We start from the raw sequence: 12,317 nt of genomic DNA on the forward strand, positions 1-12,317 counted from the left end.
TACTCAGATATCGATAATTTTGATATCGCCATGCTCGACCTTACCCTGCTGAAGAACTTTATCATTGTCGCTCGCGCTGGCTCCATCAGCGTCGCCGCCGCGCAGATCGGGCGCACCCAATCCGCGCTCAGCACCCAGATGCAGCGGCTGGAAGAGCTGGTCGGCCATACCCTGCTGCAGCGAACGGGTTCCGGAGTGCGCGTAACCGCGGCGGGCGAGAAGCTGCTTGCCCACGCCAGCGCCCTGCTTGCCCGGCATGATGAAATCCTTGCCGATATGGGCGAGGCGACGCTGCAGGGAACCGTGAGCCTTGGTTGCCCTGAAGATTATTCCATCGCCTTCCTGCCGGAACTGCTGAGAGGCTTCTTCGGCACCTACCCGAAAGTCGATCTGCGCATGGTCTGCGCGCCCACGACGGAATTGCGTCCCCTCCTGCAGCGCCGCCAGATCGACATGGCGCTGGTTTCGCAATCCGATCCGGATCACCGCGACGTGCTCCGCAGGGAAAGCTTCGTCTGGGTGGCGGACAGGCCGGAGCCGGATCTCATCACCAAGGATGTGCTGCCGCTGGCACTCTCCGCGCCCGTGACGCTCGATCATCGCGCAGCCTGCGACGCCATGCAAAGCGCAAATCGCCGCTACCGCATCGCCTTCGCCAGCAACAGCCTTTCCGGCCTCATCGCAATCGCGCGCTCCGGCCTTGCCATCAGCGTTCTGACGCGAACCGCAGTTCCACCAGACCTTCATATTATCGAAAGCGGATTGCCGCCCCTACCAACGATCGGCATTGCGATTGAGTTCGCCGATCCGCAGACTTCTACGGCAGCCATAGCGCTTGGGGATCACATCAGGGCTTTTCTTCCTGATCTTAGTTTTTAACCCGAAGCGACCTGTTGGTGCGCAAATCCCGCTTTTCCGCGATCTCAAGCGTTAAGAGTTGGAAGATTTGGCCGGCCATGCGTGTTTGACGGTGTATCCTGCTTTCCTAGGCCTTTAAACAGCAAAACCCCGTCGCTAGTGCGACGGGGTTTTGAGATTTGGTTGCGGGGGCTCGCAACCACCGATTCCTGCGGCTAGTCGAACAACACATTCCACCGCCCGCAGCAAAGACGGGATAGCCGCGAACTTCGAACTGGCACCCAGTGGATTGTTTTTAGACCACAGCATCGATGAGGCTAGGAGGTCATACTCGACCCGAATTGTTGTCATAGGTCCTCTCCTGGACTAATCATCCCCCGGAAAATGCAGTCGATTTCGTGAGGCAAGCGAATTCGGTGGGCATTGGTCCTGCAATGAAGCTATTAAGAATTGGAGCAACTGATTCACTCCGGTAGAATATTCCCGAACGCCTGCAGGCCGGTGTCCTTTACGTTTCGATGGACTATGCGACGTCGGCCCACAGTTGTTGCTGCGGCTGCGGCGAGGAGGTGATCGTCCCCTTCACGCCGACGGACTGGAAGATGACATTCGATGGCGAAACCATCTCGCTTCGTCCGTCGATCGGCAATTGGACACTGAAGTGCCGGTCACACTATGTGATCGACCGAAGCAAGGTGATCGAAGCAGGCCCGTGGAGTGAAGAGCAGATCGCAGCCGAACGGCGTCGAGATCGCGCCGCCAAGGCTCGCTTCTATGAGCAGCCACCAAAGGTCGAGCCTCCTGCCAATCCCGCTCCAGCGAAGCACCAACGCAGCATCTGGCAACGGATCTCGGCATGGGTAATCGGACCTAAACAATAAACCTGTGAGTTACATCGCGACGCAAGCATATCGCGTCAAAGTGTACTTTCAATCGGTCGCTTATACCTCATAAGTAAGACCGCGCGAGCCTGAAAAGGCGGGAGGTCCGCGCGGTCCGACAGTACAGCAAATCCAACCGGGAACAAACCGCGACGGGATTCGGCCAGGAAAGGAAACACCATGACCACCGCAAGTCGGTCAACACTTGTCGTCCATGGCCGCCTCGCTATGCGGGAAGCCCGGCTTGCGGCGGCGCGTGACAGTCGTCACGGCCTCCAGATCATGTCTTTTGAGCAAGCGGCTGTGCGGCTTGCCGGCGGTTTCGCCCGGCCGATTGACGAGGAAAGTCTGCGTGCGGCGATTCAGGCGGTTTTGCTAGCAACGCCGATGGGCGAGCTCGAAAGCATCAAGATGCTGCCAGGTATGATTGGCGCTGCCGCAGACACGCTTTACAAGGCATGGCGGGCAGGCATCGATCTCGCAGCTCGGGCAGGTGACCACCCGCGTCTCGCCGCCATCGCTGGACTGGAGGCCGCGGTCCTTGCTCAATTTCCGGAAGGAATGATGCGCCCAGTCGACATTGTCGCCGTTGCCAGCAGCCGTGTTGCTCACGCACCGGCGATTTTCGGCGACATCGAGATCGTCGGGCTGACGGAACTGTCTCCGTGCTGGCGTCCGCTGGTCAAGCAGCTTGCCGATCGCATCCCGGTGCGATGGACGGCCGGCCCCCGCTCAATCCCAGCCTGGCTGGGCGATTGCGGCGTCACGGTCGTCCAGGGCAGGACCGAAGGGCCGGGCGTCCATTCCATTAGTTGCGCGACCGCCTACCACGAAGCCATCGAGGCCATCCGCTGGGCGCGTGCCTTGCTCGCCTCGGGCATCCCCCCCTCCCAGATCGCCATCGCGACGGCGTCTCCCGCCGACTATGACGACCATTTCCTGGCGCTGCGCGGCGACGCCAATATCGACCTGCATTTCGTCCATGGCCTGCGGGCAGTCTCGACGCACGAGGGACAGGCGGCCGCGGCACTTGCCGACATCGTCGTGCGCGGGCTGTCGCAATCACGTCTGCGCCGCCTTGCTGCGCTGTGTCGAGAATCGGCGCCGCTGTCTGGGCTTCCAGACGGGTGGCCGCGAGTCCTGCCGAGCGATGCGCCGTTGTCGACATCTGCTGCGTGGAAACGTCTGCTCGCGCGTCTCAGGCCGGAGGACTGGCCCGATGGCACGGATCACGTACCGGCGTTGCGGGCGGCTGTTGAAATGTTGGCAAAGGGACCGGACGCCGCGCAGGAGATCGGCGAGGCATTCCTCAAAGGCCGGGCGCTGTCCATCTGGCGCAAGGCGCTGCTTGCCGGGCCTGCCGCGTCCGTAGACATCACGCTCGATGCATTGAAGCAAGACGACGGGCTGGAGGCCTGCGTGTCGGTCGGGTGGATGCCGGCAAGCGCGCTTGCCGCATCCCCTCGACGCTTCGTTCGGCTGATCGGGCTCAATTCCTCTCGTTGGCCGCGAGGGATCGCTGAAGACAGGCTGATACCAGATCACGTTATCCCGACTGCAGAGCTTGATCCTCTTCCCGTCAGCCTCGCCGATCGCAGGGATTTCGAAACAATCGTTGCGACCACCTCCAGTGAGGTCGTCCTCTCCCGCGCCCGTCGTGACGGCAACGGACGTCTGCTCGGCCGCAGCCCGTTGTTTGCCGCCTACGGCGATGAAACCTATCTGCGCCGCAACGCAATCCCTGAGCATGCCTTCAGCGAAACCGACCGACTGATGGCTCGGCCGCAGGAGTTTGCCGCTGATCCTCAGGCGATCGGCGCCCGCAGCTGCTGGCAGGACTGGCGCACGGGCGACATCACGCCTCATGATGGCATCATCCGGCCTGATCATCCGCTCATTCTCGCTATCCTCGCGCGGACCCAGTCGGCCAGTTCGCTGAAAACCCTGCTGCGCAGCCCGCTCGGCTTTCTCTGGCGCTACGCCTTCGGCTGGAAGGCGCCGCAAAGCAGCGCCGAGCCTCTCGTGCTTGATGCGCTTGCGGCGGGCAATCTCATTCACCTGGTGCTTGATCGCGCATTGCGAGCTCTCGAAACGGCCGGCGGGCTGGCTTCCGCCAGTGCATTCGCCATCGAGAGAGCCGTGGCCGAGGCTGTGGACGCGGTCGCGGTCGACTGGGAAAGCGAACGCCCCGTACCTCCCAATGTCATATGGGGCCGAACGCTCGCTGACGTGCGCGTTCTGGCTGTTCAGGCGCTTGCCTATGGCGACGCGCATCTGGCGGGCAGCCGTTCCTATGGCGAAGTGCCCTTCGGTGGGTCAGAACCCAAGTCGACGGCAGAGCTACCCTGGGATGCGAGCTTGCCCGTGACAATTCCGGACACCGGGTTTCGCATCGCCGGCTACATCGATCGGCTCGATGTTGCCGGCGACGGAAGCCGTGCGCTCGTTCGCGACTATAAGACTGGAAAGCCTCCCAAAGGCGAAATTCGGCTGAATGGTGGACGCGAACTCCAGCGCTGCCTCTATGCTTTTGCCGTGAAAGCGCTCTTGGGCGACCATGTCGCGATCAGCGCATCACTGCTTTATCCGCGCGAAGCGCTTGACCTTCAGCTCGATGATCCAGAAGCCACGCTGGCAGAGATCATCGGGTATCTCCGGGCGGCGCGAAGTGCGTTCGCGAGCGGCGCCGCTTTGCCAGGTCCTGATACCGGCAGCGATTATGACGATCTTGCGTTCGCCCTGCCGGCCAATGCCAGCGCCACATACTGCAAACGCAAGCAATCCGCCGCGACCGAGCGGCTTGGCGAAGTCGCTCAGGTCTGGGAGGCGGAATAATGAATACCATGCAAAGAATCCTGAAGGATGATGGCGCCCGGCGTAATGCCATCAGCGGACACGACCGTTCGATCCTAGTTGAGGCGGGTGCCGGTTCCGGCAAGACTGCGGTCATGGCGGGGCGTATCGCCGTCATGCTGGCCGAAGGTGTTGCACCGCGCGCCATTGCCGCAGTCACATTCACCGAACTCGCCGCGAGCGAACTCCTTTCCCGCGTCCGGGACTTCGTCACCGATCTCGCCGCAGGTCGTATTGCGCCCGAACTCCGCGTCGGGCTGCCGAACGGTCTATCGCAAGCGCAACGCGATAATCTCATCATAGCGAGCGCGGCCATCGACGAGATCACCTGCTCGACCATCCACGGCTTCTGTCAGCGTTTGATCAAGCCCTACCCGGCTGAAGCGGATATCGATCCCGGCGCCACCGTCATGGACCGCAACCAGGCCGACCTCAACTTTCTCGAAATTGTCGATGACTGGCTCCGAGAACGCTTGTCGGGCGATCAGGGTGGGATACTCGCCGAGATGGTGTTGCACAGTCCTGGCGAGACGGTTGCGCTCATGCACAAGATCGCCGAAGCGCTGCGCCGGCGCAGAAGCCTCCTCGCTCCAGCGGTAACACCGCTGGCCGACCATTTGCAGGTATTTCGCCAGGCGGCCGATGACCTGTCTGCCTTCATGCGGGCTGCCGGCGTCTGCGAGCCGGAGACCGAGGTCTACGCGGCCCGCTTTTCCGAAATGGCTACCCGCCTGCCAACTGCAGCACACGCATCAACCCCTGCAGGTCTCGTCGGACTGTTGGTCTCACGTCCTCATCCCGATCTGTGCACCAAGGCTGGCGGCTTTTCATCCTATCGCAAGAAAGGCAAATGGGCCGCGGCCGCAAAGCAGGCGGGACTTTCCAAGGCCGACGGCGACCAGCTGAATGATGCCGCAGAGGGCCTCTTTGATGCCTGCTGCGCAGCATGGACCGCCCTTCTTGAGGCTGCATCCGGCCAGGTGCTCACGGCGCTGATCGGTGAGGCGCGGCCAATCTTGGAACGCTATCGAGAGCACAAGCGCGCCAGCGCCCAGCTTGATTTCGACGACCTGATCTACGCCGCACGCAATCTGCTACGGGATCACCAGGCGGTACAGCAGGCGCTTGGACAGCGTTACGGCCGCGTCCTCGTCGACGAGTTTCAGGACACAGATCCCCTCCAGGCGGAAATCTTCTGGCGCTTGTGCGGCGATCCCGTCGACGACCCGCACGATTGGACCAGTTTCCGGATTCGCCCCGGCGCGCTCTTCCTTGTCGGCGATCCGAAGCAGGCCATTTATCGTTTTCGCGGCGCGGACGTCGGTGCTTATGTGCAGGCACGTGCGGCCTTCGCGGCACAGGATGCGGACGGCCTGGTGTCTATCTCGACCAATTTCCGCTCTCGCGCCTCGATCCTCACATTCGTCAACGAGCGCTTCGAGGCGATTCTGTCAGCGAATGGACAGCCCGGCTTCACGGCGCTCGATCCGTTCCACAATGATCGCGGCGAAGGCCTGTGCGTCGCCGCCCTCGACATCGCCGTCGCGGACGCAGACGGCAAGGCCAGCGCCGAACAGCAACGTGACGCGGAAGCCGACGCCGTGGCCGAGCTCTGCGCCCGGTTGATCGGCAGCCACCGCATCCTCGACCGAAAAAATGGTGAGGACCGGCCGTGCCAGCCTGGCGATATCGCTCTCCTTGCCCCGACCGGCGCGGACCTGTGGCGCTATGAAGAAGCATTGGAGCGGCGGGGCATTCCGGTGGCGACACAGGCTGGCAAGGGCCTTTTCCGCCGGCAGGAGATTCAGGATCTGATTGCACTGACCCGCGTGCTGGCCGATCGCCGCGACACTCTGGCACTCGGTGCGCTGCTGCGCGGCCCACTTGTCGGGCTGAGTGAAGAAGAGCTACTGGACATCAGCTGGACGTTGCCGCGCACGAAGGACGAACCCGACCGCGTTCCCCGTCTCGATCTTGGCGTCGATCCGGCGGCGATCGGTCATCTTTTCGCTCGCGACGTTATTCAAAAGCTGCAGGCGCTTCATCGGCGCAGCAACAGCACAACACCGCACGCGCTTCTCTCGCAGGCCATAGATGTATTGCGGGTGCGTCCGATCCTGCTCGAACGACACCGCGGTCAGGCGGAACGCGCGCTCGCCAATGTCGATCTCTATCTCAGCCTCTCGACGAACTATGCCGTCCGCGGTTTGCGGGCATTCTCCGAGGCGATGACGGCGGCTTGGACCGACGAGGCGCGCGCCGTCGAAGGTCGGCCTGATGCTCAGGAAGAAGCCGTCGCGCTCTTCACCATGCACGCGGCCAAGGGTCTCGAATGGCCGATCGTCATTCCCATTAACACAATGACCGGTGTGATGGGGCCGGACAGCGCCTTGATCGACCGGCAAAACGACACTTTCTACTGCCCAATTCTCGGGGTCCCGCCGTCCGGCTATGACATCGTGCGGCAGGTGGAAAAGGACGAACTCGACCGCGAACGTGTCCGTCTCTGGTATGTCGCCGCGACGCGTGCCCGGGAGTTGCTCGTTCTTCCGCGACTCGACGTGGCGCCTTCGAAGTCGGCGTGGATCAGTATCGTCGATTTGTCGCTCGCAGCGCTTGCCACGCTGGACGCGTCGCATTTGCCGCCATATCCCGTCGTAACTGCTGGCGGCCGGAGCAATGGTCAGACGCGCGAGGCTTTCGCCGCCGAGGCCGGCGCGATCGCCGATCGGCAGACGCGGCTGAGTTGGCTTGCTCCAAGCCGCGACGAGAATGCAGCCGGGGCTATACTGCAAGACGATGAACCGGAAATCTGGACCGGATCAGACCATGGTGCGCCGACCGAGCTCGAAACACCCGCCTCCGTGCAGGGTGGCCGCGAGCGCGGTCTTATCCTGCATAAGCTGATGGAAGAGGTCTTGACCGGGGAAATCGGCGACGCGCCCGCAGCACTCGCTACCCGCGCCGCGGAACTCATCCGGGGGCTCGGCGAGGTTCCGGTCACCGATTCGGCCGCCGGGCTCGTCCCCGAGGAGCTGGCTGGCTGCGTCAGCCGGACGCTGGTGCTGCCGGAAATCGCGCCCCTGCGGTCAAGTCTGCTTGCAGAATTTCCCGTTTATGCTCTCCGTGCTGAAGACGATGAAATAGTCGCGACGGCAGGGATCGCCGATGCGCTGACGGTTGACCACGAGGGTCGTCCGGTCGTGGTGATCGACTGGAAGAGCGATGTGAGCCCGGATCCAAAGACAGTCGACCATTACCGGGGCCAGGTTCACGCCTATCTCGAAATGACAGGCGCCGAACTGGGGCTAATCGTGCTGATGACCAGTGCGACGGTAGTCGCCGTCAACCTCACAAAGGCGCCTTCGCCGTCATCCTGACCGACGAGATCTCCAGCCAGAACGCCTCATCGGCTGGTTTCGTAGCAAGGACCACCGCGGCCGCTGGAGCGAGCCTTCGCTTTCACTCACTGCCTAGACGGATTTGCATGTACAGGCAGATGACAGCCCTAGAAGAGACCTATCTTATCCACGACTATGATGTCGTCACTGGGGTCATCGCATATGTTGTGACTTTACCAACAGCGTTCTAATGGCATGCACAGCATCCGCTATTTGTTCACCAGCGTCCGGAAATGGATCGGACCTCCGGAACGTGTTACGGACTTGAGAAAACAACAAAGGACCATCTACGACCAATTGTCCGTCACGCACACCAAAGACATTCATTTCTCGCATTCGTGGGAATACGTGGAAATGTATTCCACCATTGGATTCGTTGAAACATGCTGTGTAAACCCGCTCTGGTCTAACGGCTTGCTCCACCGCGTCAACGCAATTCGAAAGCATGTCGCCCAAACTCTCCTTCAACTCTGGGCTAAATAATGAGATTGAGCGGTAATATCCCACTGGCTGCAGTATAAGATAGCCTGGCACAGGCACATCATCGCAATGCTTAACTTTCCATTTCTCGTCAACGTAAACGGTTAGTTTGTCAAACGTCGCATCTTCCCTGTCGGAGAGCCTCATTTTCTAGCTCCTATTTTCGTTTTAGTCGCTACGCTCGTCTCACCTACCGATTACATCGAGCTTGGCTGCAGAGGCTCTTCTGCCATTCTAATGCGACTGAAATGCAGCAATAGAAAGCCGGTAGCAGTTAAAGCTAAGGATACGATAGCCGCAGTTTGGAATTCTCCCGTCATGTTCACTGCAAAAGCAATGAGTGGCGTAGCAATTATGGCGCCTATCCTACTTGTGTTGACGAATATACCGGTCAAAAGCCCCGCATGACCTGGAAGCATTCCTTGGAACAAAGACATCCCAACCCCAAGAAAACAGGCAATAAAAGCAGCGTTAAAAATTTGAGACACTAAAAAAACCCAATAAGCATCGCCAAAAATAACGATAAAGCTATAAACAACACCACAAAAGCACCCAAAATAAACTATTTTCCACTGGTTTATATTTCTCATATATTTTGATAGCATGTACATCATCAAAAATTCTAGAATTGCGCATAATGAAAAAACGTATCCAACCAACGTCACCGTAACGCCGACATTTTCAGTCAGGATTATTGGTGTGATAATTACCATAGCAATGTTTGCGCCTTGGAGCATGCAAAATGCAATAGTAAGAACAACTATTGGAATAACTAAATTATTACCTGAAGTAGACAATGTGGGAGCCGAAATGGGTGGGGGAGCGCGAAAAGAGGCGACAAGCGCCACGCCTAAAACGTTCAACGCGACAGCGGCCAATAATAGTGTCCCAGCGTTACCAGGGCCCAAGGAAAAGGATCCAATAATCGGGCCGATAACCCAAGCCGCCGCAAACAGGCCCCGTAATCGGACAATAGTGCTGCCGCTGGTATCAAGATCTCGAGCAATAGCAAACACGAGGCCCGGAACGCACAACCCAGGTCCTAAGAAAAAAACAGCTGCTACGACAGAAGTTAAAAAGCCAACCCCAAACGACAAAAGTCCGAAGCCAATGCACTGAAAAAGGAGTGTGACGATAATTGCAAGTCGACGTCCGGAAGGCCAGAGATCAGTTAGATATGGAAGAACAAGGGTAACCAAGAAACCACTGCTATGCATCAAAAAAAAGAAAGTAGAAAATTGCGTAGTGCTAAGCTCCATTGCACTTCTAGCAATAATTGGCATACAGAATGACAGAATCGCCGTCTGCAGTCCCGATATAAAAGTGATGGATGGCAATATTAATGATTTAGAGTTGGCGGATATGAAGCGTGAAAATCTACTGAACATCTTCATCAGTTCCCTAGTCCATTACCCACCCGCCATTCACATCCAGGATCTCTCCTGTGATATAAGAAGCATCTTCTGATGCTAGAAATGCAACAGCGGCGGCGATGTCATGTGTAGTTGCTAATCTGCCAATGGGGATTTGTTGTGTAGTGCTGCCCTGATCAAGAGATTGACCCAATCCAGCAAAAACAGCACCAGGAGCAACAGCATTGCAGGTGATACCAGCAGGGGCAAATTCTCTTGCAATGGAAAAAGTTAGATTGGATAGCGCCGCTTTCGATGCACTGTAGTGAGCGCCACTAGGACTGAAAGGGCCAAAGGGAGACTCTGGACGCCCTGCCGATCCGAGTTTCGCCATGACCGAAGTGATATTTATAATGCGTCCATCGCCCACACTAATCAATTGGGTCAAAAAGTGTTTGCAACAAAGAAACGCACCGGTGAGGTTGGTTTCGATAACGGCGTTCCATTCTTCCGCATCTAATTCTTTAAAAGGGATCTTCCCCCCCTGCAGTTTCGGGGAAACGCCCGCATTATTTACTAAAATGCGAAGAGGATACTGATTGCTATTTATTTTGGCCGCTAGAGAAATTACATCCTTTTCCTTAGTAATATCGCATAAATGCCCTTCGACACCTAAGTCTTCCGCCTCTAACAACTTAACGGCCTTACCAAGTTTTAGCGAATCTTTATCGACTAGGTGTATAAAGCACCTATTTTTGGCGAGTCTCATAGCGATCGCTGTCCCGATAGCGCCAGCACCTCCAGTTACTATCGCAGCAGAGTCTAGTGGTGTTTTCATACTATTTGCCCCCCCGATCCGAGGTTAGCTTTTACGGCCATAAAAAGCCGCTCCATTGCTGAAAACCCTTGCTTTGCAAGGCTGAAAGGATCGGCCAAGGCATGCGAGCTGTTGAGCACTTCAAGTGAATAAAATCCTTCGTACCCGATTTTCTCTAGGGTCTCTATGAGGTCTCCAAGCGGAAACCAGCCATCACCCGGAAATACGCGCGAAGTGCGAGTCAAGGCTATGATTTCGTTTGACTGTAGCTCCGGGAGAGGTCGTTTGATCATATCACTAATATGAACCAGAAAGATTTCACTGGGAGACATTTTACTGAGAGTAGATAATTTTGATCCGCCGAAGAAAAAATGAAATGTGTCAATTATAATCCCTGCATTCTTCTCAGCCGTGAGTTGAATAATTTCTTGTGCGCTTTCAAGCGTCGGCACGTGAGACCAAGGAAGGAATTCGAGGCCTACTCGGACATTATACTCTGCGGCCGTTCGACATATCAGGCTGAAATTATTAACGGTAGATTTGACGGATGCCGCTTCCCCTAGGGTAGCAGCACAAATAAGATCGCTATCAACGCTCCTAGCGGCCTCCGCCAGTGTTCGGGTTCGGGAGACTAAATCCGCTTTGCCCGCCGAATTTATAGAGGCCCAGTCGCGCAGAAAATCGACCTCAACCACCACCAGCCCAGACCTAAGCATTTTTTTATATATTGCCTTCCGAACCTCTCCGCTCTCGTTTGCAATATGGTTATACCACAAACCAAAGCCCGAGAAGCCAGCCGCTTTAGTTGCTTCCAACTGGGTTTCCACATCCACGGTTTGAATCGTACCGGCATTCAACGCAAATCTAGCCATCGCAGAAATCCCTCCGAGCGAAATCAATACATTACCCATCCGCCGTTGATATCGATCGTTGCACCGGTCATATAATTCGATGCGTCTGAAGCTAAGAACGTCACTGCGGCCGCGATATCAAATGGGGTGCCCAGCCTCTTTAACGGCACTTCCCGATCAGCCCAGGTTGGGTCTATATCGACTTCATTTAACATTGGCGTCGCTATGCGGCCCGGACATATAGCATTGACCCGAATTCCATATTCACCAAACTCCCGCGCCATTACTTTTGTGAGTCCGATAAGTCCCGCTTTCGATGCAACATAGTGAGAGCCAGCTGCGATACCGCCCATGCGCGCAGCTGCAGAAGCGATATTGATTATCGTTCCACTCTTTTTATTAATCATGTTTGGGACTAGTTCTCGTGCAAAAAGGAATGGTGCGGTCAGATTAATTTTCAAAACTGCATCCCATTCATCAATACTCATATCAACTATAGGTATTTTACGACCGTTTTTCATAGGAGAAATTCCTGCGTTATTTACAAGAACATCAATGGTGCCATAGCGAGAGGCCAAATCTTCGCAGAATTCTTTAACTGCCATCTCAGAGGATACGTCTAGTTGACCGCAATAGGCTCGCCCGCCGTTGCTTTCAATTTCTTTTTGTACGATGCGAAGTTCCTCTGCATTTCTTGCACAAATGACGACTTCGTAGCACGCCTTACTTAGAGCAATGGCAGACGCCCGCCCGATACCACGACCGGCCCCAGTGACCAATGCAATTCTTCTTTGAATAGACATAATTCCGATCCCACTGCATTT

Annotated in this window: 9 protein-coding genes; 4 read left to right on the forward strand and 5 right to left on the reverse strand. The window is 56.9% G+C overall.

All coding sequences use genetic code 11. The features are described 5' to 3' along the window. Window positions 1-30 precede the first annotated feature (30 nt). The 4 genes from EM858_RS19760 to EM858_RS19775 all read left to right on the forward strand — a co-directional run bounded on the left by EM858_RS19760 (window position 31) and on the right by EM858_RS19775 (window position 7,972). The gene (locus EM858_RS19760) at window positions 31-879 is read left to right on the forward strand and encodes a LysR family transcriptional regulator (RefSeq protein ID WP_127757702.1); all 849 of its coding nucleotides are present in this window, start codon (window positions 31-33) and stop codon (window positions 877-879) included. A gap of 497 nt (window positions 880-1,376) precedes the next feature. Beyond that, entirely contained in the window at window positions 1,377-1,739 is a 363-nt protein-coding gene (locus EM858_RS19765; RefSeq protein WP_245483026.1) for a DUF6527 family protein, read from the forward strand. A 180-nt stretch (window positions 1,740-1,919) separates the two neighbouring features. Next, the gene (locus tag EM858_RS19770; RefSeq protein WP_127757704.1) at window positions 1,920-4,574 is read left to right on the forward strand and encodes a PD-(D/E)XK nuclease family protein; all 2,655 of its coding nucleotides are present in this window, start codon (window positions 1,920-1,922) and stop codon (window positions 4,572-4,574) included. After that, entirely contained in the window at window positions 4,574-7,972 is a 3,399-nt protein-coding gene (locus EM858_RS19775) for a UvrD-helicase domain-containing protein (RefSeq protein ID WP_127757705.1), read from the forward strand. Before EM858_RS19770 ends, EM858_RS19775 begins: the two co-directional genes overlap by 1 nt. A 174-nt stretch (window positions 7,973-8,146) precedes the next feature. On the opposite strand, the gene EM858_RS19780 is transcribed toward EM858_RS19775, so the two are convergent. The 5 genes from EM858_RS19780 to EM858_RS19800 are packed head-to-tail and all read right to left on the reverse strand — an operon-like array spanning window position 8,147 to window position 12,296. Next, window positions 8,147-8,620, reverse strand: a complete 474-nt coding sequence (locus tag EM858_RS19780; protein ID WP_127757706.1) for a hypothetical protein — start codon at window positions 8,618-8,620, stop codon at window positions 8,147-8,149. Between the two features lie 50 nt (window positions 8,621-8,670). Next, window positions 8,671-9,867, reverse strand: coding sequence for an MFS transporter (locus tag EM858_RS19785; RefSeq protein WP_127757707.1), 1,197 nt, complete (start codon window positions 9,865-9,867; stop codon window positions 8,671-8,673). 7 nt (window positions 9,868-9,874) lie between these two features. Beyond that, entirely contained in the window at window positions 9,875-10,663 is a 789-nt protein-coding gene (locus EM858_RS19790) for an SDR family NAD(P)-dependent oxidoreductase (RefSeq protein ID WP_127757708.1), read from the reverse strand. Further along, complete coding sequence (locus EM858_RS19795) at window positions 10,660-11,514, reverse strand: sugar phosphate isomerase/epimerase (RefSeq protein ID WP_164865494.1); 855 nt, start codon at window positions 11,512-11,514, stop codon at window positions 10,660-10,662. The genes EM858_RS19790 and EM858_RS19795 overlap by 4 nt, the downstream gene beginning before the upstream one ends. A gap of 23 nt (window positions 11,515-11,537) precedes the next feature. Next, on the reverse strand, window positions 11,538-12,296 hold the full coding sequence (locus EM858_RS19800) for an SDR family NAD(P)-dependent oxidoreductase (protein ID WP_127757710.1): 759 nt from the start codon (window positions 12,294-12,296) through the stop codon (window positions 11,538-11,540). Window positions 12,297-12,317 lie beyond the last annotated feature (21 nt).

The organism is Agrobacterium sp. CNPSo 2736 (genome assembly GCF_004005385.1).
Taxonomy (GTDB): Bacteria; Pseudomonadota; Alphaproteobacteria; order Rhizobiales; family Rhizobiaceae; genus Agrobacterium; species Agrobacterium leguminum.